The organism is Streptomyces varsoviensis (assembly GCF_000718635.1).
GTDB lineage: Bacteria > Actinomycetota > Actinomycetes > Streptomycetales > Streptomycetaceae > Streptomyces > Streptomyces varsoviensis.
Map to the genome: position 1 here is coordinate 93,516 of NZ_JOBF01000007.1, position 22,879 is coordinate 116,394.

The following is a 22,879-nucleotide window of genomic DNA, read 5'->3' on the forward strand; positions in this document are numbered from 1 at the left end:
GGCGGGAGGGGCCGTGCGGCAGGAGACGGAGCACGTCGAGGTCGTCGTCATCGGGAGCGGCGCGGGCGGCGCCCCGCTGACCCATACGCTGGTACGCGCGGGGCATCAGGTGCTCGTGCTGGAGAAGGGGCCGCTGCTGCGCACCCAGACGCAGAGCCCGGACGGGCTGAGCGACTTCAAGCGCGACGAGTCGTTCGCGACCGGCGCGGAGAAGCGGATCACCGTGCAAGGCGTGGCCAATACGGGGGAGACCTTCTTCTCCAGCCATGTGGAGCCCGACCTCAACGACGAGCCGCATGTCTACCGGGACAGCGACGGGCAGGACCGGGTCACCATCGAGGGGTACACCGCGCAGGTGGTGGGCGGCGGCACCCAGTTGTACGGCGGGGTCTCGCCCCGGTTCACGCCGGAGGACCTGCGGCTGCGCTCGCTGAACGAGGGCCGCTCGGATCTGCGGGCGGACCCGGACGGCGAGGTGGTGCGCGAGGCCCGCGACTGGCCGGTGGGCTATGCGGAGCTGGAGCCGTACTACGGGCAGGCCGAGCATCTGATCGGCGTCAACGGCACCTGGGAGGGGCAGGCCAAGACGCCGTCGGCCGACCACTACCAGCCGCCGCTGGAACCCAATGCGATCAGCGCGTACGCGGCGGCCGGGATGGACGCGCTCGGCATGCGCCGCTACCGCACCCCGCTCGCCGTGATCACCGAGGACCACGCGCCGAGCGGCCGTACGGTGCCGGCGGACCGGGAGTCGATCAAGACGGCGTTCGTGAACCGGTACGGCGACCCGCTGGGCCTCAAGTCCAATACATGGGTGTCGCTGCTCGCGCCGCTGCGCGCGGTGGGCCAGGGGTTCGAGCTGCGCGCCAACTGCTGCGTCACCCACCTGGAGGCGGAGGGCGCGCGCGTCACACGGGTGCACTACCGCGATCCGGCCGGCGCCGCCCGTACGGTCTCGGCGCGGATCGTCGTCGTGGCGTGCTCGGCGATCGAGTCGGTGCGGCTGCTGGCCCTGTCGGGCGCGGCCGACCCCGATTTCGAGCGGCGGGTCAACGGGAACGGGCTGCTCGGCGCGTACTTCCTCACGCACTGCTTCGGCGGCGCCCAGTGCGCCGTGGCCACCCGCGCCGACAAGTCCCGGACGCTGGACTCGGACTGGGCCACCGACCACTGCGCGCGCCCCGAGTGGTTCCGGGAGCGGGGGCTGTGGGCGGGCGGCGTAATCTACAACAACACCTCGGACGGGGCCCTGCCCATCTCCCTGGCGCGCACCTGGCACGCGATGGACATGGACAACATGTGGAAGGGCTACCTCTACGACACGGGCATCCTCGGCAACGGCTTCGAGGACTATCTGGACGCGGGGTTCGGGCGGCGGCTGTCGCTGGCGTTCATGGCCAACCAGGTGCCGCGGCGCGCCAACCGCGTCGAGCTGCATCCGCATGTCAAGGACAAGTGGGGCCGCCCGGTCGCGTACATCATCAAGACCTGGCACGGCCATGACCGGGCGCTGATGGACGTGCTCGCCGACCAGTGCCGGGCGATCCTGGAGAACGGCGGCGAGGTCAAGGACGTCAGCTCGGGTTCGGTGGGCGGCTCGGTGGTGCGGATCGCCAACCATGTGCTGGGCGGCGCGCGGTTCGGCGCCGACGCGCGGGACTCCGTGCTGGACCCGGACTGCCGGGCCTGGAACTTCGACAACCTCTATGTGACGGACGGGTCGTTCATGCCGACCTCGGGCAGCGCGAACCCGACGCTCACCATCGAGGCCAACTCGTTCCGGGTCGGCGACACGCTGCTGAAGAGGCTCTGAGGGCAGGGGCCGTGATGGGCGGGAGGCGTTGCATGGACAGCCGGTTCGACCAGGTCTACACCCACCCGGAGAACGAGATCTTCCGGGTCGTCTTCTACCCCGACCGCATCTACCACGCCCGATACCTCAACGCCACGCGGTCCTCGCGCTACCGCTACTACGTCGCGGAGGTGCGCGGCTCGGCGGACGGCACGGCCATCAAGGGCGATGTCTTCCTCGGCGGGAGCAGGCTCTGCTCCCTGCTGCGGATCGAGTACTCCGGCATCCGCCTCGTGGAGCAGGCCCGGGAGTTCGGGCGGCGGCTCGGGCCCCGTACGAAGGCGTGGGTGCGGGTGACCGGGGACGACCCGGGCGCCCCGGCGGAGGCCGTGGTCACGCTGCACTGGGACCCGGTGATCGGGGCGTACGCGGCCGAGATCTGGGAGACCCTGGAGCCGCCGGAGGGCACGCCGCACGATCTGCGGGTGCTGCCCCTGATGGGGCGGGACGCGCCGATCACCCGGCTGCCGGCCCTCTCGCCGCTGCTCGGCCAGGTCCGCGAGGTGGCCGTGGCGTTCCGCGAGGACGGCGTGGTGTATCCGACGGGACAGCGGCTGCGCGAGCCGCAGTGGGACAACGCCTATCTGCGCTCGCACCAGGAGCCGCGCACCCAGGAGCCCAGTTCCCCGGAGAACACCATCGCGGACAGCAACTACCTGCTGGACTTCCGGCGCGGCTTCTTCATCCCGGACTCCTCGGGCGTCGCCCCCGTCAACTACCGCAACGCCATGAGCGACGAGGGCAGCCCGGACCGGCGCGACGACAACATCGTACGGATGCGCTGGCTGTTCCAGCGCGAGCTCGGCAGCGATCTCGTCTTCTTCCACGAGGTCACCGTCCCCCCGCACGCGGTGGAGGGCACCCACCGGCACATCGGCTCGGAGGAGCTGTACTACGTCGTCTCGGGCGCGGGCCTCGCGTACACGGGCGACGGGGACGCCGCGGACACGGACGGCTATCCGCTGGTGGAGCGGCCGGTGTTCGGGGTGGGGCCGGTCAAGTGCCGGGAGCTCCCGGTGCGGCCGGGGAGCGTCCTCTACACCAAGAGCGGCGGGGTGCACGGCATCCGCAATCCGTTCGACGAACCGCTCGTCTTCGTCGCGTTCCTCTACCACACGACGTAATCCGGATCTCCGGCTGGAGGGCCGATGCCCACGATCGTGCACAGCGACTCGGTCTTCCGCGTGGAGCCCGGCAAACCACCGGACTACGAGAGCGCCAATCCGCTGCTGAAGCTTCTCGGGCTCGTGGAGCGCTCCCGCCTGGCCGCGGAGCGCGAGGCGTACGAGGCCGTCTCGCTCCAGTACCTCTTCCCGCTGCGGTGGCTGGAGCTGTACGGGCCGAGCGCGCCCGACCAGGACCGGCTGGCCGCCGAGGAGCAGGACGTCAAGACCGACTTCCAGAAGCAGAACCTCCGCGACTTCCGGCTCGGCGACACCCGCGCGGTGCGCGGCTGGGCGGCGACGGACGGCTGGCGCGGCCCGTTCCTCCAACTGTGTTACCGGGGCGGGCCCGACTCCGAGCTGTGGCGGGCGGCCGGGCGGCTCGGCGACGCCATCGGCCTGACGCTGTCCATCGGCGGCGGGGAGGCGGTGCGGCTGCGCGCCCCGTACGACGAGGAGAGCGACTTCTACACGGTCGAGCTGTGGGGCCGGGGCGGCGACGGGCTGCGCGGGCTGCTGGGCGAGCGGGGGAAGACCTCGCTCGATACGGGGCTGCTCCAGCCGCGCCCCGACCTGCTGCCGGGCGGTGGGGGCGACTTCGACCGCGACGGCCTCGACGGGCGGGATCTGCGCTCCGTCTCGGCGCGCCATCCGATGCACCCGGTCAACCCGCTCCACCTGGACGTGCGGTGGACGGCGGACGCCGACGGCTCGGGGGCCTCGGACCCGGCCGAGGGCTCGGTGCGGCTCGGCTTCGAGATGCGGGTGCGCGGCTGGGACGCGTATCTGAGCGTCGGCACAAGCCCCCAGCCGCACGGCGGCGTCGGCTTCCTGGAGTACCGCAACCTGTTCAGCTCGTACGGGCGGTTGGCGGACAGCGGGGAGCTGGACCGGGCGCTGGAGCCGTACAACCTCGACGCGTTCGGCCGCAAGGGGCACCCGAGCGGCGAGCGCGAGCCGTTCTTCGCCGTCTCCTACATGGACCTGCACGTGATGGACCCGGCGTGCGGGATCGGGCTGCACCGGCACCGCGACAACCAGGAGGCGTTCCTGATGCTGGAGGGGGACGGCCTGATGGTGATCGGCGACTGGGCCGAGTCGGGCGCCCGCACCCGGTGCTTCGAGGTCCGGCGGCTGACGGCCGGCCATCTCGCGCTGCTCAAGGGCGGGCAGTTGCACGGTCTGCTGAACCCGGCGGACCAGCGCGCCGCCCTCTTCATGTTCGGCGGCTACGACTGAACCGGGCCTCGGCCGGGGCCTGAGCGAGGGAGTTCGATGATGTCGATGACCGAGGCCCCGGGGGCCGCGGGGCCGTACCGGCTGGGCGCCACCTGGGACGGGCGGGGCACGAACTTCGCGGTGTACTCCTCCGCCGGCGCGTACGGCGGCGAGGTGGTGCTGTGCCTGCTCGACGAGGACGGCGGCGGCGAGCGGCGGGTGCCGATGGCCGTGGACTGCGACATCTGGCATGTGTACGTGCCCCAGGCGCGGCCCGGTCAGCGGTACGCCTACCGCGCGTCCGGCCCCCGCGACCCCGCGCGCGGCCTGTTCTTCGACGGCGGGCGGCTGCTGCTCGACCCGTACGCCAAGGCCATGTACCCGCTCGGGCCGCGGCAGTTGGGCTGCCTGGTCGTCGACACCTCCTTCGACTGGGGAACGGACCGGGCGCCGGAGCGCCCCTGGGCGGACACGGTGCTCTACGAGACGCATGTGAAGGGGATCAGCGTCACGCACCCCGGCGTGCCGCCCGCCCTGCGCGGCACGTACGCGGGGCTCGCCCACCCGGCGGTCGTCGGGCACCTCACGCACCTGGGCGTGACCGCCGTGGAGCTGATGCCGGTGCATCAGTTCCTCTCGGAGCAGCGGCTGCTGGACATGAAGCTGACCAACTACTGGGGCTACTCCACCGTCGGGTTCTTCGCGCCGCACAGCGCCTACAGCGCGGCGGGCGACCGGGGGCAGCAGGTCGCGGAGTTCAAGTCGACGGTGGCGGCGCTGCACGCGGCGGGCATCGAGGTGATCCTCGACGTCGTCTACAACCACACGGCCGAAGGGGCGCCCGACGCGCCGCCGCTGAGCTTCCGGGGGCTGGCGAACGAGGTCTACTACCGGCTCGACCCGGCCGACCGCTCCCGGTACATCGACACGACGGGCACCCAGAACACCCTCGACGCGGGCCGCCCGGAGGTGCTGCGGCTGATCCTGGACTCGCTGCGCTACTGGGTCACCGAGATGCGCGTCGACGGCTTCCGCTTCGACCTCGCCGCCACGCTGGCCCGGCAGCACGGCTATGTGGACCGGCTCTCCGCGTTCTTCGGCCTGCTGTACCAGGACCCGGTGCTGGGCCGTACGAAGCTGATCGCCGAGCCGTGGGACGTGGGGGCGCCCGACAGCTACCAGGTGGGGCGGTTCCCGCCGGGCTGGGCGGAGTGGAACGACCGCTACCGGGACACGGTCCGGGACTTCTGGCGCGGCCGGCCGGTCGTCGGCGGCCTCGCGGAGCGGCTCGCGGGCTCGGCGGACCTCTACTCCGCCGACCGGCGCGGCCCCGACGCGTCCGTCAACTTCGTGACCTGCCACGACGGCAAGGCCCTCGCCGACCTCGTGACGTACGAGCGCAAGCACAACGAGGCGAACGGCGAGGACAACCGCGACGGTACGGGCGACGACCGGGCCGCCAACTACGGCGTCGAGGGCCCCACGGACGACCCGGCCGTCAGCGCCGTCCGGGCTCGGCAGCGTCGCAACATGCTCGCCACGCTCCTGCTGTCCCAGGGCGTCACGATGCTCCTCGGCGGCGACGAGCTGGGCCGTACGCAACGCGGCAACAACAACGCGTACTGCCAGGACAACGAGGTGAGCTGGTACCACTGGCCGGAGCGGCCGGACCCGTTCACCGCGTTCGTACGCCGCGTCGTCGCCCTCCAGCGCGCGCACCCCGCGCTGAAGCGCAGGGCGTTCCTCACCGGTTCCGGCGCTCCCCCGGACGTCGCCTGGTACGACCGGGACGGCCGCGCCATGACGGTGAGCCGCTGGCAGGACCCGGCGACCCGGTTCCTGGGGATGCTCCTCGCGGGCGACGGAATTCCCGCGCGGGGCGCCCCGGTGCAGGACGACGACATCCTGGTGCTGCTCAACGCGGACACGTCGGCCGCCGACTTCGCGGTGCCCGGCCGGCCCGGCGCCCGGTACGGCCTCGTCCTCGACACCGGGGCCGAGGACGGCGCGCCCGCGCCCGGCGCGGAACTGGCCGTCGGCGACCGGTGCGCCGTGCCGCCGCGCACTGTCCTCGTGGCCACGGCGCCGCTACGTTCCTGACATGGTCATCAAGAGACTCGGGCGGCTCGGCACGCTGCCGGTCGCGGCGACGGTGCTGACGGGCACCCTGGCGCTCTACATCGCGCTCGTCGCCTTCGGCAACATCACCGACTTCGGCACCAACCGCGACTTCGTGCGGCACGTCCTCGCGATGGACACCACCTTCCAGGACGAGGACCTGATGTGGCGGGCGATCGACTCGCGCACCGTGCAGGACATCGCCTATGTCGCCATCATCGGCTGGGAGACGCTGGCCGCCCTCGTCCTCGTCGCCGGCACGGCCTGGTGGGTGCGCGGGCTGTGGCGCGGCGGCTTCGACCGCGCCCGGCGGCTGAGCACGCTGGGGCTCCTGATGCTGATGCTGCTCTTCGGGGCGGGGTTCCTCGCGATCGGCGGGGAGTGGTTCGCGATGTGGCAGTCCTCGAAGTGGAACGGGCTGGAGCCCGCCGGCCGGAACTTCGTCGTGGCCGGCTTCGTCCTCGTCGTGCTGCATCTGCCGCCGCAGTGGTGGGACAGGTCCGGACCGCGGCCCTCCGCGTAGCCGTCCCCGGCGGAGCGAGCGGCGGCGGGGGGACGCGCGGCCCCGTCGAGCCCACGGGCCCCGCCTTCGGCAGTCGTCACAGCCGCCAGGAGCGGATGCGGTCGGCGGCGGCGAAGACGTCGGTGTCGCCGGCCGCCAGTTCCTTGGTCAGCTCCACCAGTTCGCCGTAGGGGTCGTCCAGGCCCTCGCCCGAGGCGTGCATATAGGAGATGGTCACCGCGCAGGCGAACCGCACGTTGTACGCGGGCAGCGGCTTGAGCAGGACGAGGGTGTGCAGGAGCGCCGCCGCGCGCCAGGCGGGGTCGGAGTCGACGCCGAGGCGCGGCGGGTCGACGCGGTGCCGGGCGACGGCGGCGACCAGGGCCGAGAAGTCGGAGATCACGGGCTGGTCGGGGAGCGCGATCTCGTGCTGCGTGAGCAGCCAGCGGACATCGATGTGGAGGATCGGCAGCATGGATTCAGGCGGCCCGGCCGGAGGTACCGGTGCTGGGGCCGTCGTCTATCCCCGCGTCCGCGATGGCGGCGGCGAGGTCGGGGTCGTGGAAGACCCGGCGGAAGACCTCCGCGCCCTCCTTGAGCGCCCGGTGGTGCGCGATGGCATCGGCCGTCGACGCGCGGACGAACGCCTTCATCGTCATCCCGCGCTCCTGGGCGATCTCCCGGATCTCCTGGAGCTCCTGGTCGGGGAAGTCCACATTCAGGGCTGGCATGGGGCCACCGTACTGCTCGGGTACCCCGGCATCAATAAGTGCAGGTCAGAGTTATTATCGGCCGGTACTCGGAAGTGCGCCCGGCGGCCGGCCCAGGCCCCCGCGGGCGGGGGCCGGACGGCGGCGGGCCGGGGCGGGCGCTCACCCCCGGCCATCGGGTACGGGCCTGGTGTGGCTGCTGAGGAGGAACGTCCCCGTCCGCCCGGGCCCGGCGGCCCCGCGGCGGCCCGGGAGCCCCCGCCCAACTGGGTCTTTCCGGTACGGGCCGGGGGCCGGCCGCCGGGCGCCGAGATCCACAAGGAGGCCCGAAACCTCATCTGTGGCAAGCGAATCGGCGCGAGTAGCGTCACTGCCCCCTGCTCCCGTAACGGAGGGCGCGTCCCATGGCCGACACCGGGCAGCACGACCACTACGAACACTACGAAGGCGGCAGTCCCGAGGCCGAACGCCTGGTCTTCGAGCGACTCGCCCGCGACCTGATGCGTGTGCAGCTCAAGAACAAGGAGGCGAGCGGGTCCGCGCACCCGCAGCGGGCCTTCCACGCCAAGGCGGTGCTGGGGCTGGAGAACGCGCGGCTGCGGTTCCTCGACGACCTGCCCGCGCCGCTGCGGGTCGGGTTCGCGCAGCCCGGCGCCGAGTATCCGGCGCTGCTGCGGCTGTCCAACGCCAGTGGCATCCCGCAGCACGACGCCGCCGGCGACCTGCGCGGCGCGGCCGTGCGCGTCGAGGTGTCGGCGGAGGAGAGCCACGACCTGCTGGCGACGAACTTCCCCGTCTCCCACGCCCGCGACGCGCGGGAGTTCGTGGCCTTCGCCAAGGCCATGGCGGGCGCCGGCAACCCGCTGCAGAAGGCGTTCGGGCTGCTGGTGAAGTTGCCGCTGGCGGTGGGGCTGACGGCCGCGAACCGGATGCGGCGCAATGTGCGGGCGGCGACCCGGCACAAGGTGGACAGCCTCGCGCAGGAGACGTACTGGAGCCGCGGCGCGATCCTGTGGGGCGAGGCCGGCCCGGTCCGCTACCAGTTGCGTCCCGCCCCCGGCGCGCCGCCCGCGCCGAAGGCGGACCACGCCGACCCCGGCTATCTGCGGCGCGAACTGGCGCAGCGGCTGACCGCCGGCGACATCGCCTTCGAGCTGTGCGTGCAGCGGTTCGTGGACGAGCGGCGCACGCCCATCGAGAACGGCGCGGTGGAGTGGAAGGAGAACGTGGCGGCGGTGGTGCCGGTCGCGGTGCTGACGCTGCCCGCGCAGGACATCGACTCCGCCGAGGCGCGGTCGGCGGCGCGGCGCGTCGAGGAGCTGGCGTTCAACCCCTGGTACACCACGGACGAGTTCCGCCCGCTGGGCAACCTGAACCGGGCCCGCAAGGTCGCGTACGAGGCGGGCAGCGCGCACCGGCTGGGGCTGCGGTTCATGACGGTCGAGCCGCGCCGCAACGTCGTGCTCGGGGTGCCGGTGCGGGCCGTGTTCCGGCTCGTGAACCGGTTCGTGCCGTGGCACAAGCTGCCGTTGCAGCTCAGTCTGCTCAACCTGGTCGCGCTGCGGCAGGCGCTGCGCCGGTACAACCTGATCGACACGGAGGTCCGCGAGGCCCCGCCGCGGGCCGCGTCCGTGCCGCCGCCCATCGATGAGCAGACCCGCACGGCGCGTACGTACGACGGCACGTCCAACGACCTGTCGGCGCCGAAGATGGGCGCGGTCGGCGCGTCCTTCGGCCGCAACCTGAAGCCGGTGTACCGGCCGGACCTCTTCGACACCCCGAACCCGGTGACGGTCAGCAGGCAGTTGCTGACCCGTACGGAGTTCCGGCCCGCGTCCTCGCTGAACATCCTCGCCGCGGCCTGGATCCAGTTCCAGGTGCACGACTGGGTCAACCACCGGCGCTATCCGGCGGGCGGGCGGAACGTCGAGGTGGCGCTGCCGCCGGGCAGCCCCGAGTGGCACAACACGCCCGGCGGGCCGCCGGAGAACGTGATGCGGTTCGCCGAGAACATGGGCGTCGAGCAGCCCGGCAACCAGCCGCCGATCCTCTTCTCCAACACCGCCTCGCACTGGTGGGACGGGTCCGAGGTGTACGGCGAGAACGAGGAGACGGCGCGCTCGATGCGGGACGCGGACGGCGGCGCGACGCTGCGTCTGGAGGAGGGCCACCTGCCCATCGGGCACGACGGCATCCCGCTCACCGGCTTCAGCGAGAACTGGTGGCTGGGCCTGAGCATGATGCACACCCTCTTCGCCCGCGAGCACAACGCGGTCTGCGGCGCGCTGCGGCACGCCTACCCGACGATGAGCGAGGAGCGCATATACCAGACGGCACGGCTCGTGGTCTCGGCGCTGATCGCCAAAATCCACACGATCGAGTGGACTCCGGCGATCCTCGCCACCGAGGCCCTCGACATCGGTCTGCACACCAACTGGGAGGGCCCGCCGAACAACTGGCTGAGCAAGCTGGGCCTGTGGCTGCTCGACGCGCACGCGCTGACCGGCATCCCCCGGACGCTGCCGGACCACCACGACGTGCCGTACTCGCTCACCGAGGACTTCGTCACCGTCTACCGGATGCACCCGCTGATCCCCGACGACTTCGAGATGCGCGAGCACCACTTCGGGCAGCGGCTGGAGACCCTGGGCTTCAACGACATCCAGGGCACCGCGGCCGAGTCCGTCGCCCGCAAGACCGGGCTCACCGACTCGCTGTACTCCTTCGGCATCGCCCACCCCGGCGCGATCACCCTCAACAACTACCCGCGCGCGCTCCAGCGGTTCGAGCGCGACGGCGAGGTCATCGACCTGTCCGTCGTGGACCTGGTACGGACCCGGCGGCGCGGCGTGCCGCGGTACAACGACTTCCGGGCCGGGCTGCGCAAGCAGCGCATCCGCCGGTTCGAGGAGCTGAGCGACGACCCGCGGACGGTGGCGCGGCTCAAGGACGTCTACAGCTCGGTCGACGAGATCGACACGATGGTGGGGCTGTTCGCCGAGAACCCGCCCACCGGGTTCGGGTTCAGCGACACGGCGTTCCGCATCTTCATCCTGATGGCCACCCGGCGGCTGCAGAGCGACCGGTTCCTGACCGTCGACTACCGGCCCGAGGTCTACACGCCGCTGGGCATGGACTGGGTGGAGCGCGGCTCCATGAACTCCGTCATCCTGCGGCACTGCCCGGAGCTGGCGGCCATGCTGCCGCGGCACGGCAACGCCTTCGCCCCTTGGCGGCCGGTTCAACCGGCGCGGAGCCCCGGCGCCGAGGGCTGAGAGGACGGCGATGAGCACAGCAGCGCACGAGGGGCTGGCCGACCTGCTCGGCCGGCCCCTGCTGGAGACCGTGTGGCGGCGGCGTACGCACCGGGTGAGCCGGGGCGCGTCCGTCTCGGCCGGTTCGATGACGTACCACTCCCCGCACGCGCCCGAACCGCTGGGCGAGCTGGAGGAGGCGGTGCTGATCGCGCTGACCGGCTGCACCGGGCTGACCATGCCGGACCGGCCGTTCGAGGACCCGCGCGACGGTAAGCCGATCATGTCGAAGCCCAATCTGACGATGGCCGGGCGGGCGGCGGGCAGCCCGGACAACGCCCAGGGCACCCACTTCTTCCTGATCGACGACAGCGGCACGTACTTCCTGCGGAAGCTGCCGCCCGCGCCGGACGCGCCGTTCGACGCCGAGCACCTGGTCGAGCGGGCCCGCCTCGCGAAGGTCAAGGTGCTCGACACCCGGCTCGACGTGGCCGAAGGGATGCGGGACTTCCCCGCCTACCTCGACTCCAACCGGTTCTTGTCCAACCTGCCGGGCAGCACGGTCTTCTTCCCCGTGGTGGACCTCTCGCACCAGTACATCAACGGGCTGATGTATCTGCTGACGCAGCCCGACGGGGCCCGGCCCACGCTGGTGGACGACCGGAACTTCTACCGCCCGGCGGGCGTGAAGAAGTGGGTCGAGAACGGCTTCCTCAACGGCGATCTGAAGCTGCCGCTGGGGGCGCTGGGCCCGCTGCGGACCCAGATCGAGGCGGATCTGCTGCTCCAGAACCTGATGCTCGTCGCGGAGGGGATGGGGCTGGGCGCGTGGATCCACGCCTCGATCAATCCGCAGATCGCGCTGGGCGACCCGAAGTTCTCCCGGCTGTACGGGCGGATGCTGGGCTTCTCCTTCGTCACCCCGCGCTGGAAGCTCGCGGACATCTGGCGCTGGCACGTGCCGCTGCCCAAGTACGCGAACACCCGGTCCCAGCCCGTCGGCCTGGAGCGCGGCGGCGAGCGGCTGATCGAGGCCGCCTGCCCGCCCTACCACGCCTCGATGCCGGCGGCCGTGGACGCCGTGATCCGCTCGAAGTTCGGTCCGGGCGGCACGTACACGGACAAGGACGTCTTCGCCCGGATCTACAAGGAGGACTACGGGCAGCGCTATCTGGCGGAGGCCAGTGAGTACGACGAGCGGGTCATCGACTGCGCCCGCGACATCTGCTCGTACATCCACGACACGCACGGCCGGTTCCCGGCGCACACGGACGCGATCCATGTGCCGGGGGTCTGGCTCCAGGCCCACCACGTGGAGCTGGAGTACTACGACCGGTTCTTCCACCAGGGCCTGACGCCGGCCCACCGCGAACACGCGGACCGGTGGGAGGGCCCCGGCTGAGCGGTCGGCCGAAGGCCGTTCAAGGGCCGTTCGAGGGCCGGGCCCCGCCGGGGTCCGGCCCTCGAACGCGGGCGGCTACAGGAGCCCGGCCACCGCGTCGGCCAGCGCCCGCCCCAGGACCTCGTTGTTCTCGGGGGTGAAGTGGATGCCGTCCTTGCCGTCGGTGGTGATGTGCTCACCGGCGTCCACGAAGGCCGCGCCCGAGGCGTCCGCCAGGGCGCGGTAGAGGCCCGCGAGCCGCGCGGTCTTCTCCGGTGCGTCCCGGAAGACCTCGTTGCGCCACGGGCCGGTCAGCTCCCCGAGCCGCGGCGGCGCGACGACGAGGGCGCGGGGCGCGGGGTAGGCCGTGCCCACCCCGCCCGCCGACTGGGCGACCTGGCGCAGGAGGACGGCCATCCCTGTGGCGATGTCGTAGGGCGTGCGGCCGAAGTGCGCCTTGGTGTCGTTGGTGCCGAGCATGATGATGACGAGGTCGAGCGGGAGGTGGCTGGCGAGGGCGGACGGCAGATAGCGGGAGCCGTTGAGCCGGGGGTCGATGGGGTCGTCGGCGGTGGTCGTCCGGCCGCCGAGCCCCTCCTCCACGATCTCGTACCCGTCGCCGAGCGCGCCGGCCATCACCCCCGTCCACCGCTCCTCGAAGGGGTAGCGGCTGGAGCATTCCCCTTCCGCCACGGGGACCCAGCCCCAGGTGAGCGAGTCCCCGAAGCAGAGAACGCGTTTGGTGGTGTCCGGCATATGGCGGCTCCGATGCTCGGTCCTTCGCCGCGTCGTTCGCGGCCGTTCCGAAGCGTACGCACCGGTGGCCTGCGGCCGTACGGGCCGATGGTCCCGTGCCGCCGGCCCCTGCCGGACAGCGGACTTCCGCCGGACAGCGGACTTCCGTCAGACCATGGGCGGCACCACGCAGTCGATGAGGTACGGGCCGGGGTCGGCGAGGGCGCGTTCGAGCTGGGCGGTGAACTCCTCGGCGGTGGTGGCCTTCGCGGCGGGGACGCCCATGCCGCCCGCGAGCGCCACGAAGTCCAGTTCGGGACGGGACAGGTCCAGCAGGTCGCGGGCCCGCTCGCCGGCCGCCGCCGCGCCGACCTGCTGGAGCTCCAGGTTGAGGATCGCGTAGGAGCGGTTGTCGAAGACGACGGTGGTGACGTTGAGGTTCTCGCGGGCCTGCGTCCACAGCGCCTGCATCGTGTACATGGCGCTGCCGTCCGACTCCAGGCAGAGCACCGGCCGCCGGGGACAGGCCACGGCGGCGCCGGTCGCCAGCGGCATGCCCTGGCCGATGGCGCCGCCGGTGAGGGTCAGCCAGTCGTGGCGGGGCGCCCCGGCGGTGGCGCCGGGCAGCCAGAGCCCGGAGGTGTTGGACTCGTCCACGACGATCGCGCCCTCGGGGAGCAGCGCGCCGATGGCGTCGGCGGCGGACTCGGCGGTGAGCGCGCCGGTGGGGCGCGCGGGCCTGCGGGGGGCGGCCTCGGGGGCCGCGTCGGTCGCCGTCTCGGGCCCGGCCTGGCGCGTGACGTGGCGCGCGAACATCGGCAGCACCCGCGCCGCCTGCTCCGGGCTGGGCGCGAGCGCGTGCACCTGGCAGCCCTCCGGCACCAGATCGCCGGGCTTGCCGGGGTAGGCGAAGAAGCTGACGGGCGAGGAGGCGCCGACGAGCACCAGGTGGCGCAGGCCGGCGAGCTGGGCGGCCACGGCGTCGCCGAGGTAGGAGAGCCGCTCGACCTCGGGGACGCCCGCGCCGCGCTCCAGGCGGGCCGGGAAGGTCTCGCACAGCAGCCGCGCGCCCGTCGCCCGCGCGATCCGGGCCGCGTCCTCAAGGCCCCTGCCGCGGGTCGCGTCCGCGCCGAGGAGGAGGGCCGCGGGCTCGCCGGAGGTCAGCGCGGCGGTGACGGCCTCGATGTCGCAGGGGATGGTGCCGGAGGGGGCGCCGAGCCCGGTCGGGGCGGCCTTGCCGCCGTCCGTCCAGGAGATGTCGGCGGGCACGATCAGCGTGGCGATCCGCCCCTCGGCCGCCGCGGCGACGGCCTCCGCCGCGTCCGCGGCCAGTTCGCCGACGTCGCGGGTGCGGCGCACCCAGCCGGAGACGCTGCCGGCCAGCGCGTCGATGTCGGACTCCAGCGGGGCGTCGAGCGGCTTGTGGCCGAGCGCGTGGTCGCCGACGAGGTTGACGATGGGGGTGTGGGCGCGGCGGGCGTTGTGCAGGTTGGCGAGGCCGTTGGCGAGCCCGGGGCCGAGGTGCAGCAGGGTGCAGGCGGGCCGCTCGGCCATGCGGGCGTAGCCGTCGGCGGCGCCGGTGGCCACGCCCTCGAACAGGCAGAGGACGGGGCGCATTTCGGGTACGTCGTCGAGGGCGGCGACGAAGTGCATCTCCGAGGTGCCGGGGTTGGCGAAGCACACGTCGACGCCTGCGTCGACGAGGCCGCGGATCAAGGACTGCGCGCCGTTGGGCATGGTGGTCCGCCTCTGTTCACGGGAGGAATCGTCTGGCAGGGCGTCAGTCTCGTACCCGGCGGCGGGGCGCGGAAGGACCGGTTCGGACAGCGCCCGCGGACAGGGCCTTTAGGCGGACGCGTACGCCCCGTCGCTTGGCGCGTCCTTGACAGGACGTACGGGCCGGGCCAGCCTCGGCGCTGACAACGATGTCACCGATCGTGTGAAGGTCGTGAGCGATGAGATGGACCCCACCCCCGCGGCGGCGCGCCCGCGTCGCCGCCCTGGCCTGCGCGGCGCTGCTGGGCGGACTCGTGTCCGTACCCGCGCAGGCCGCCGAGGCGCACCCCACCGGGCGCCTCACCGACCTGGTCAACCCCTTCATCGGCACGGAGAACGAGGGCAACACCTACCCCGGCGCGGCCGTGCCGTTCGGCATGGTGCAGCTCTCCCCCGACACCGGGCACAACACCGGCTACGACTACAAGGACGACCGTGTCCGCGGCTTCAGCGCCGTCCACCTCTCCGGGGTCGGCTGCGGCCTCGGCGGCGACCTGCCCACGCTGCCCACCACCGGTGAGGTCACCGAGACCGACTACGCCCGCTACGCCGCCCGGTTCGGCCACGACGACGAGAGTGCCCGCCCCGGCTACTACCGGGTCGGCCTGAAGTCCTACGGCGGCATCACCGCCGAACTCACCGCCGGCGAGCGCACCGGCCACCAGCGCTACACCTTCCCCGCCACCGACAAAGCCAACGTCCTGCTCAACGCGGGGCAGTCGCTGCACAAGACCGCCTCCACCACCGTCGAGATCCTCGACGCGCGCACCGTGCGCACCACCATCACCGGACACGGCTTCTGCCAGGACACCCGGCCGTACACCCTGCACACGCTCACCCGCTTCGACCGCCCCTTCACCGCCTACGGCACCTGGCGGGACGGGACGGTCACCGCCGGTTCGAAGCGCTCCACCGGCACCGGGCGCAACGGCGCGTACCTCCGCTTCGACGCCACCCGCGACCGGACCGTGGAGGCGACCACCGCCATCAGCTACGTGGACGCGGCCGGCGCGCGGCGCAACCTGCGCGCCGAGAGCGACGGCTTCGACCGTACGGCCCGCAAGGCGGACGCGGCCTGGGAGCGGCGGCTGGGCGGCGTACGGGCGCGGGGCGGGAGCCCGACGCTGCGCCGCACCTTCTACTCCTCCCTCTACCGGTCCTTCCTCGCGCCCAACCTCGGCAGCGACGTGGACGGCCGCTACACCGGCTGGGACCAGAGGACCCACCGGGCCAGGGGCTTCGACTACTACCAGAACTGGTCCCTGTGGGACACCTACCGCACCCAGGCGCAATTGCTCGGGCTCCTCGCGCCGCGCGAGGCACGGGACATGGCGCTGTCCGTGCTGCGCGTCGACGCGGAGGGCGGCTGGCTGCCCAAGTGGGGGTACGGCACCGTCGAGACCAACATCATGACCGGCGACCCCGTGACGCCCTACCTGACCAACGCCTACCACCAGGGGCTGCTGAGGGGCCACGAGGAGGAGGCGTACCGGGCGCTGCGGAAGAACGCCGACGGCGTGCCGCCGGCCGACTCCCCCGCCGTGGGCCGGGAGGCCAACGGCCCGTATATCACGAATGGTTACGCTCCTTATCTCGCCGACTGGAAGCACCGCAAGCCCGGCGACTCCGACTTCGACCACGGAGCGTCGGCGACCCTCGAATACGCGCTGTCCGACGCGATGCTCGCCCGCATGGCCCGCGACCTCGGGCACCGGGCGGACGCCGAGCGCTACGCGCGGCGCGCCCAGAGCTACCGGAACATCTTCGATCCGAGCACCGGCTTCTTCCGGGCCCGCGACGCGCACGGCGCGTTCACCGGCCCCGCCGACCCGGCGAAGAGCGTCGGCTTCCACGAGGGCACCGCGTGGCAGTACCAGTGGCTGGTCCCGCAGGACCTGCCCGGGATGGTGTCCCTGATCGGCGGGAAGGACGCCGCGAACAAGCGCCTCGACTCCTTCTTCGCCTACGACAAGCTGCTGAAGGACCCGGCGGGCACGGCGCGCACGGTGTGGGTCAACGGCCCGTACGACTACTACAACGCCGACAAGTACAACCCGCAGAACGAGCCGGACACCATCGCCCCGTACACCTATCTCTCCACCGGCCGGCCCTGGCAGACCACCGATGTGGTGCACGCGGCGCTCACCCTCTTCACCGACTCGCCGAGCGGCATGACCGGCAACGACGACCTGGGCACCATGTCGGCGTGGATGGTGCTGTCCGCCATCGGCGTCTACCCCGTGCAGCCCGGCGCGGACGTCTGGGGGCTGTCCACGCCGCTCTTCGACCGCGTGGACCTGCGGCTGGACCGCCGCTGGTACCCGCACGGCGGGTTCACCGTCACCGCGCCCGGCACCTCCGACCGGGACCGGTACATCCGCTCGGCGCGGCTCGACGGCTCGCCGTACGGCAGGACGTACGTACGCACCGAGGACCTCCGGCACGGCCGGACGCTGTCCTTCCGTGTCGGCTCCGCCCCTTCGGACTGGGGGACCTCGGCGTCGGCCGCGCCGCCGGCGGTCAACTGACCGGAAAGCACGGCGTGGTGAGAGATCTTCCGCACGCGTCCGGGCTCGGCCATGATGATCGCCCGTCAGCCCCGACGGAGAGGAACCACCATGGCCGGGCTACGGATGGGACAGGGCGTACTGCGCCGCAAACCGATCGAGCAGATCGAGGAGGGAGGCTCGGGTGAGCAGCTCAAGCGCTCGCTCGGGCTCTGGCAACTGACGGCGATCGGCGTCGGCGGCCTCATCGGCGCCGGCATCTTCTCCCTGGCGGGCACGATCGCCAACGGCAAGGCGGGCCCCGCCGTGCTCGTGTCGTTCCTGATCGCGGGGGTGGCGAGCGCGGCGGCGGCGTTCTCGTACGCGGAGTTCGCGGGCCTCATCCCGAAGGCGGGGTCCGCGTACACCTATGGTTACGCGGTCCTCGGCGAACTGGGCGGCTGGTTCATCGGCTGGGACCTGCTGCTGGAATACACGGCGATCGTCGCGGTGGTGGCCATCGGCATCTCCGGCTACATCAGCTATCTGCTCGGGGAGATGGACGCGGGGCTGCCGCACTGGATGCTGGGCGCCCCCGGCACCGGGGACGGTCACCGGGTCGATCTGTTCGCGGTATTGCTGTGCCTGTTCATCGCCTATCTGCTGTCGCTCGGCATCAAGAACGCGGCGCGTTTCGAGACGATCGTCGTCGGGCTGAAGGTCCTGGTGGTCATCGTGATCATCGCGGTGGGCTTCTTCCATATCAAGTCCGGCAATTACCACCCCTTCTTCCCCTTCGGCGTCGGCGGCGCGTTCACGGGCGCGGCGACGGTGTTCTTCGCGGTATTCGGCTATGACGCGATGTCCACGGTGGCCGAGGAGTCCAAGGACGCGCAGCGCCATATGCCGAAGGCGATCCTGTATTCGCTGGCCATCTCGATGGTGCTGTACGTGCTGGTCTGCCTGGTGCTGACCGGAATGCAGAACTACAAGGACATCGACAAGGAGAGCGGCTTCGCCAACGCCTTCAAGTCGGTGGGGCTCGGCGGGCTCGCGGACGTCATCGCGGTCGGCGCGATCATCGGCATCCTCACCGTCATGTTCACGTTCATGCTGGGAGTCACCCGTGTCTGGTTCTCGATGAGCCGGGACGGGCTGCTGCCGAAGTGGTTCGCGAAGACGCATCCGAAGCGGCACGTCCCGACGCGGGTGACCTGGATAGTCGGCGTCGCGTCGGCCGCGATCGCCGGGTTCCTGCCGATCGGCGAGGCCGCCGAGCTGACCAACATCGGCATCCTGCTGGCCTTCGCCGTGGTCTGCGCGTCGGTGATCGTCCTCCGCTACCGCCGCCCCGACCTGCCGCGCACCTTCCGCGCGCCGGGCATGCCGGTGGTCCCGCTGATAGGGGTGGCCGCGTCGCTGTGGCTGATCACCTATCTCGCCTGGCAGACATGGGTGCGCTTCGCGGTCTGGTTCCTGATCGGCCTGGTGGTCTACTTCGGCTACTCCTACAAGCGCTCGGAGCTGGCGAAGTCCCCGCCGCGGGAGCGGGAGCGGGAGACGGACGGATAGCGGTCTCGCGGGCCCCGCTCCCGCCGCCCGCTATTTGAGCAGCCGGGACAGGCGCCGGTCCGCGAGGAGTTTCCCGCCCGTCTGGCAGGTCGGGCAGTACTGGAGCGCGGAATCGCGGTACGAGACCTCGCGCACCGTGTCCCCGCAGACGGGGCACGGCTGCCCGGCCCGGCCGTGCACCCGCATCCCGGCCCGCTTCCCGGCCTTCACCTCGCCCGCCGCGAGGTCGCGGGACTGCTCGACCGCGCGGCGCAGGGTGTCGACGACCGTCGTGTGCAGCGCCCGCGCCTCGTCGTCGGTGAGGGCCGCGGCCAGCTTGAAGGGCGACATCCGGGCCGCGTGCAGGATCTCGTCCGAGTAGGCGTTGCCGATGCCTGCGATGACGCTCTGGTCCCGCAGCACGCCCTTGACCTGCCGGCGTTCGCGGCGCAGCAGCGCGGCGAACGCCTCGGGGGTGAGGTCCGGATCGAGCGGGTCCGGGCCCAGCCGGGCGACGCCGGGCACCTCGGACGGCTCGCGGACGCAGTACACGGCGAGCCGCTTCTGGGTGCCCGCCTCCGTGAGGTCGAAGCCAGCGCCCGGCGCGCCGTCCGGTCCGGCCAGCCGCAGCCGCAGCGCGAGCGGCCCCTTTCCGGGGCGCGGCGGGGCCGCGGGGAACTCCTCGCGCCAGCGGAGCCACCCCGCGCGGGCCAGGTGGATCACCAGGTGCAGGGGCGCCCCGTCGGCGCCGCCGTCCCCGCCGTCCGCCGTGAGGGCCAGGAACTTGCCGTGGCGGCGTACGTCCGTGACGGTCCGCCCTTCCAGGGCGTCGAGCGGCGGATCGTACGTCTTGAGGACGCTCACGGCGAGCGGGCGCACCGTGGCGACCGTATGGCCCTTCAGGCGCTCGCCGAGGAATCCGGCGAGGGCTTCGACTTCCGGGAGCTCCGGCATGTGCACCAGTCTGCCGCAGCGCTCACGTGCGGCAACTCGGGGCTCAAGGCGCCCTCAGTGCTCCCGGCGCCCTCGGTGGCCTCCGCGCTCAGCGGACCTTCTCGTCCCAGTCGACGCGGTAGTCGCGGATCCAGTCGGAGTCGCCCTGGCCCTCGTCGCGGCCGAGGGCGCGGGCGGTGCGCGCGTCGCGGGTGCGGGCCGCCTCCGCGGAAGACCGGGCGGCCGCCGCGGCGCCGGGGTCGCGGCTGGCGAGGCGTCCGCTGAGGGCGACGACCCGCTCGACGCGCTCGCGGCGCAGCCGCTCGTAGGCGGCGAACGCCCGCGCGGTGTCGGGCAGGTCGCGCAGGCACTTTGCGAGGACGACGGCGTCCTCGATGGCGAGAGAGGCGCCCTGCGCGGCGTTGGGGGCGGTGGCGTGGGCGGCGTCGCCGATGATGACCGTGGAGCGGCCGTGCCAGACGGGGGTGGAGGGGATGTCGTAGGTGTTGGAGGCCACGATGTCCGTCCCGGTCGCCGCCACGATCCCGGCGGCGGGCGTGGCGTCCTCGGCGAAGACGTCGAGGACCCGCCGTCGCCACTGGGCGGGGGTACGGGCGGCGAGGGCGGCGCGCGAGAGCTCCTGGCCGGGGATGTTGGCGAACCAGTAGGTCGGGCCGTCGGGCGCGGTGGTGCAGCCGAAGAACGCCCCCTTCCCGTAGATCATGCGGTACGTCCCGGGCGGCGCGGCCTCGGGGCTGTGCGGGAGCCGGCCGCAGACGGTGCTCTGGCCCACGTGCCGGGGGCGCGGCGCGCCGGGGTCCAGCAGGGCGCGGGTGCGGGAGTGCAGCCCGTCGGCGCCGATGAGCAGGTCGCCCTCGGCGTGGCTGCCGTCGTCGAAGGCCGCCACGACGCGCCCGTTCGCGTCGGTGGTCGCGTCCACGAGGCGCTTGCCGTGCTCGACGGGTATGGACCGCCGTGCCGCTTCCTCGTGCAGGGCGCGGTTCAGGGCGGCCCGTTCCATGGTGCGCGGGGAGAGCCCGTCTCCCCCGGAGCCCCGCAGGGGCCGCCGGCCGAGCCGTTCGCCCGCGCGGTTGTAGAACTCGACGCTCTCGGCGGCGAAGGAGCAGTCGTGTACGGGCATGAGGGCGTCCACGGTGCGCAGTGCCGCGAGCCCGTTGGCGAAGAGCATGAGGAACGCCCCCACGTCGTCGGCGCCCCCGGGATAGGCCTCGTACACCGTGGAGTCGATGCCTGCCTTGCGCAGCGCCAGCGCGGCCACGGGGCCGGCGATACCGCCGCCGATGATCAGTGCGCGAGTCATGGCGACAGTATGCCAAGGAGGCCGGCCGCGCCCGCGTGGCGGCCGGCCTCGGACATGGGCACTGGGGGACGCCGTGGGCGCCGTCAGCGCCGGGGCAGCAGCAGTTCGGTGTTGCGGTCGGTGGGCTCGCCCACGAGGGTCACGTCGGCGCCAGGGGCGTTGAACCCCAACTCCCGGTAGAGGGAGGCGAGTCCGGTCCGGGAGAGGTCCTCGAAGTCGGTGCGGTAGGGGGCGGCGGACTCGATGAGGGTGGTGAAGAGGGAGAGGGTGCCGTCCCGGTTGTCGGTGATCTCGATGGCGCGCGCGAGCTGCGGGTAGTCCACGTGGGAGGCGGTGCAGATCTCCCAGAAGGTGCCGCGCGGCCTGATCCGGTTGCGGTGGCTGTGGCCGTTGATCCAGGCCAGGACGTTGCTGTGGCGCTGGAGGACCGAGATCAGCTCGGCGCCGCCGTGCCGCTGCTCCCCCGGGTGCGCGGGGTCGGGGGTGAAGTTGTCCATGCTCCAGCTCGCGTGGTGGCTGAAGACCAGCGCGTACTCGTCCTCGTGGCGCGTCAGCACCCGCTCCAGCCAGCGCAGTTGGGAGGTGCCGAGGGAGCCCTGGTAGTGGCCGCCGGGGTCGGTGGAGTCGAGGCTGACGCCGATGACGTCGTCGGAGACGCGGAAGGTGTAGTAGAGGTCGCCGGTTTCGAGGTTCTCGCGGGTGTAGCCGTGGCCGAGGGGGCCGCGGCCACGGTGGCGGGGGGCGAGGTGGGCGGCGGCGTACTGGCGGGGGGTCAGCGGCACGCGGCGCTCGTCGGGGGTGACCGTGCGCATCCGGTGGCGGTGCTCGCGCAGCACGGCCCTGATCCGGTCGCCCTTGGGGTCGACGCCCTTCGCCTCGCCCTCCATCAGCCACTTGGCCTGCTCGGCGGGGATGATCTGGAGTTTCTTCGAGCCGACGCAGACGTCCTCTATCCAGGTGCCGGCGGCCGGGTAGCAGCCGCCGGAGAGCAGGTCGTGGTTGCCGAAGGTGGAGTACCAGGGGATGTTCAGGCCGGGGCTGCGCAGGGGGCGGGTGGCGGCGGCGAGGTAGCCGTCGATGCGCGGGTAGCCGACCTGCTTGTCCTGGTCGCGCAGGTCCCGCTCGGGGTGCCAGTAGAGCGGCAGGCCGCTGTCCTGCACCCCTTCGTAGCGGTCGGGGTCGCCGGTGTTGGGGTCGAGCCGGCCGCCGCTGAGGGCGGTCAGGAACCACTCCACCTCGATCTCCGCGTTCTCGTCGCCGTTGTCGCCGGTGGTGATGGCGAAGGCGAACGGCTCCCCGGTCTCCGGGCCGCGGCGCAGCGCGTTGACGCGCTCGACGAGGGAGACCACGCCGGGCAGGGTGAGGGCCTCGTGCGGGCGCCAGGCGCCGGGGCCGCCGGCCCGGAAGAACTCGTAGCGCAGCGGGTGCTGCACGTCGGTGAGGTGGATGTCGGTGAACTGCACGAAGGAGGCGAGCGTGGTGCGCCGCTCGGTGCGGCCCGGCCTGGTCGCGGCGAGGTCGGAGCGGAGCAGCCGGGGCCAGCCGGGGCCGTCGCCGAGCCGCCGGTAGCCGCCGGTGCCGCGGGGCGCGGCGACGGAGGCGAGGGTGGTGCCGCGGCCGGTGGGCGCGGCGGCGGCCGCGCCGGGCGCCGCGCCGAGCACCCCGGCGGCGGTCCCGACGGCGGCGGCCGTGGCGGCGAGGAAGGTGCGGCGGTCGGGGCCGGGGGCGGCGGGTCTGTGCGGTCTGCTGGACATTCGCGGTCTCCCCACTGTGGCGGTTGGCGGCGTGCGCACGCCGCTGACGGCCCGTCGACGCCGCCGCCGGGCGCACGGCGTCGGGCGGAGCGCCGAGCGGATCACGGACACGACAGGTCACCAGG

The 22,879-nt window shown here is 72.6% G+C and carries 16 protein-coding genes; 9 read left to right on the forward strand and 7 right to left on the reverse strand.

Annotation, left to right across the window (positions count from 1 at the left end):
* The first annotated feature begins 13 nt into the window (after positions 1 to 13).
* Genes IF55_RS12820 through IF55_RS12840 form a run of 5 tightly spaced genes read left to right on the forward strand, consistent with a single transcriptional unit; the run spans position 14 to position 6,874 of the window.
* Positions 14 to 1,813, forward strand: a complete 1,800-nt coding sequence (locus IF55_RS12820; RefSeq protein ID WP_030879982.1) for a GMC oxidoreductase — start codon at positions 14 to 16, stop codon at positions 1,811 to 1,813.
* A 32-nt stretch (positions 1,814 to 1,845) separates the two neighbouring features.
* Positions 1,846 to 2,976 carry a cupin domain-containing protein gene (locus tag IF55_RS12825; protein WP_030879984.1) on the forward strand — a complete coding sequence of 377 codons (1,131 nt, stop codon included), beginning with the start codon at positions 1,846 to 1,848 and terminating at the stop codon, positions 2,974 to 2,976.
* A gap of 24 nt (positions 2,977 to 3,000) precedes the next feature.
* Entirely contained in the window at positions 3,001 to 4,254 is a 1,254-nt protein-coding gene (locus IF55_RS12830; protein ID WP_030879986.1) for a cupin domain-containing protein, read from the forward strand.
* Between the two features lie 45 nt (positions 4,255 to 4,299).
* Positions 4,300 to 6,333 (forward strand): glycogen debranching protein GlgX, encoded by a 2,034-nt coding sequence (gene glgX, locus IF55_RS12835; protein WP_030879988.1) that lies wholly within the window; start codon positions 4,300 to 4,302, stop codon positions 6,331 to 6,333.
* 1 nt (position 6,334) lies between these two features.
* Positions 6,335 to 6,874 (forward strand): DUF2165 domain-containing protein, encoded by a 540-nt coding sequence (locus tag IF55_RS12840; RefSeq protein ID WP_030879990.1) that lies wholly within the window; start codon positions 6,335 to 6,337, stop codon positions 6,872 to 6,874.
* 76 nt (positions 6,875 to 6,950) lie between these two features.
* Here IF55_RS12840 and IF55_RS12845 read toward each other — a convergent pair whose 3' ends face one another.
* Both IF55_RS12845 and IF55_RS12850 read right to left on the reverse strand, forming a co-directional pair.
* A complete protein-coding gene (locus tag IF55_RS12845; protein WP_030879992.1) occupies positions 6,951 to 7,328 on the reverse strand; it encodes a hypothetical protein in 378 nt (125 codons plus the stop codon).
* Between the two features lie 4 nt (positions 7,329 to 7,332).
* Complete coding sequence (locus IF55_RS12850; protein WP_030879993.1) at positions 7,333 to 7,584, reverse strand: hypothetical protein; 252 nt, start codon at positions 7,582 to 7,584, stop codon at positions 7,333 to 7,335.
* Between the two features lie 383 nt (positions 7,585 to 7,967).
* On the opposite strand from IF55_RS12850, the gene IF55_RS12855 reads away from it, so the two are divergent.
* Both IF55_RS12855 and IF55_RS12860 read left to right on the forward strand, forming a co-directional pair.
* Entirely contained in the window at positions 7,968 to 10,838 is a 2,871-nt protein-coding gene (locus IF55_RS12855) for a peroxidase family protein (RefSeq protein ID WP_030879996.1), read from the forward strand.
* Positions 10,839 to 10,848: 10 nt separating this feature from the next.
* Complete coding sequence (locus tag IF55_RS12860; protein WP_037963866.1) at positions 10,849 to 12,219, forward strand: hypothetical protein; 1,371 nt, start codon at positions 10,849 to 10,851, stop codon at positions 12,217 to 12,219.
* 75 nt (positions 12,220 to 12,294) lie between these two features.
* Here IF55_RS12860 and IF55_RS12865 read toward each other — a convergent pair whose 3' ends face one another.
* Entirely contained in the window at positions 12,295 to 12,954 is a 660-nt protein-coding gene (locus tag IF55_RS12865; RefSeq protein WP_030879999.1) for an SGNH/GDSL hydrolase family protein, read from the reverse strand.
* 147 nt (positions 12,955 to 13,101) lie between these two features.
* The gene (locus IF55_RS12870; protein WP_030880001.1) at positions 13,102 to 14,670 is read right to left on the reverse strand and encodes an acetolactate synthase large subunit; all 1,569 of its coding nucleotides are present in this window, start codon (positions 14,668 to 14,670) and stop codon (positions 13,102 to 13,104) included.
* A gap of 218 nt (positions 14,671 to 14,888) precedes the next feature.
* Here IF55_RS12870 and IF55_RS12875 point away from each other — a divergent pair, with 218 nt between their 5' ends.
* Together IF55_RS12875 and IF55_RS12880 are read left to right on the forward strand one after the other, a co-directional pair.
* Positions 14,889 to 17,237, forward strand: coding sequence for a GH92 family glycosyl hydrolase (locus IF55_RS12875; protein ID WP_030880003.1), 2,349 nt, complete (start codon positions 14,889 to 14,891; stop codon positions 17,235 to 17,237).
* A 90-nt stretch (positions 17,238 to 17,327) separates the two neighbouring features.
* The gene (locus tag IF55_RS12880; protein WP_037963870.1) at positions 17,328 to 18,767 is read left to right on the forward strand and encodes an amino acid permease; all 1,440 of its coding nucleotides are present in this window, start codon (positions 17,328 to 17,330) and stop codon (positions 18,765 to 18,767) included.
* Positions 18,768 to 18,797: 30 nt separating this feature from the next.
* Here the strand turns inward: IF55_RS12880 and IF55_RS12885 are convergent, their stop codons facing one another.
* From IF55_RS12885 to IF55_RS12895, 3 genes are all read right to left on the reverse strand, one after another.
* Positions 18,798 to 19,700 carry an Fpg/Nei family DNA glycosylase gene (locus IF55_RS12885; protein WP_030880009.1) on the reverse strand — a complete coding sequence of 301 codons (903 nt, stop codon included), beginning with the start codon at positions 19,698 to 19,700 and terminating at the stop codon, positions 18,798 to 18,800.
* An 88-nt stretch (positions 19,701 to 19,788) separates the two neighbouring features.
* Positions 19,789 to 21,000 carry an FAD-dependent monooxygenase gene (locus IF55_RS12890; protein ID WP_030880012.1) on the reverse strand — a complete coding sequence of 404 codons (1,212 nt, stop codon included), beginning with the start codon at positions 20,998 to 21,000 and terminating at the stop codon, positions 19,789 to 19,791.
* 83 nt (positions 21,001 to 21,083) lie between these two features.
* On the reverse strand, positions 21,084 to 22,754 hold the full coding sequence (locus tag IF55_RS12895; RefSeq protein ID WP_030880015.1) for a TIGR03767 family metallophosphoesterase: 1,671 nt from the start codon (positions 22,752 to 22,754) through the stop codon (positions 21,084 to 21,086).
* Between the last annotated feature and the right edge of the window lie 125 nt (positions 22,755 to 22,879).

Excerpts from the sequence above, each read along its gene's own strand:
- IF55_RS12850 (WP_030879993.1), bottom strand. The coding sequence starts at position 7,584 with ATGCCAGCCCTGAATGTGGACTTCCCCGACCAGGAGCTCCAGGAGATC.
- IF55_RS12840 (WP_030879990.1), top strand. The coding sequence starts at position 6,335 with ATGGTCATCAAGAGACTCGGGCGGCTCGGCACGCTGCCGGTCGCGGCG.
- glgX (WP_030879988.1), top strand. The coding sequence starts at position 4,300 with ATGACCGAGGCCCCGGGGGCCGCGGGGCCGTACCGGCTGGGCGCCACC.
- IF55_RS12895 (WP_030880015.1), bottom strand. The coding sequence starts at position 22,754 with ATGTCCAGCAGACCGCACAGACCCGCCGCCCCCGGCCCCGACCGCCGC.
- IF55_RS12870 (WP_030880001.1), bottom strand. The coding sequence starts at position 14,670 with ATGCCCAACGGCGCGCAGTCCTTGATCCGCGGCCTCGTCGACGCAGGC.
- IF55_RS12880 (WP_037963870.1), top strand. The coding sequence starts at position 17,328 with ATGGCCGGGCTACGGATGGGACAGGGCGTACTGCGCCGCAAACCGATC.
- IF55_RS12875 (WP_030880003.1), top strand. The coding sequence starts at position 14,889 with ATGAGATGGACCCCACCCCCGCGGCGGCGCGCCCGCGTCGCCGCCCTG.
- IF55_RS12890 (WP_030880012.1), bottom strand. The coding sequence starts at position 21,000 with ATGACTCGCGCACTGATCATCGGCGGCGGTATCGCCGGCCCCGTGGCC.
- IF55_RS12845 (WP_030879992.1), bottom strand. The coding sequence starts at position 7,328 with ATGCTGCCGATCCTCCACATCGATGTCCGCTGGCTGCTCACGCAGCAC.
- IF55_RS12860 (WP_037963866.1), top strand. The coding sequence starts at position 10,849 with ATGAGCACAGCAGCGCACGAGGGGCTGGCCGACCTGCTCGGCCGGCCC.
- IF55_RS12885 (WP_030880009.1), bottom strand. The coding sequence starts at position 19,700 with ATGCCGGAGCTCCCGGAAGTCGAAGCCCTCGCCGGATTCCTCGGCGAG.
- IF55_RS12855 (WP_030879996.1), top strand. The coding sequence starts at position 7,968 with ATGGCCGACACCGGGCAGCACGACCACTACGAACACTACGAAGGCGGC.
- IF55_RS12825 (WP_030879984.1), top strand. The coding sequence starts at position 1,846 with ATGGACAGCCGGTTCGACCAGGTCTACACCCACCCGGAGAACGAGATC.
- IF55_RS12830 (WP_030879986.1), top strand. The coding sequence starts at position 3,001 with ATGCCCACGATCGTGCACAGCGACTCGGTCTTCCGCGTGGAGCCCGGC.
- IF55_RS12865 (WP_030879999.1), bottom strand. The coding sequence starts at position 12,954 with ATGCCGGACACCACCAAACGCGTTCTCTGCTTCGGGGACTCGCTCACC.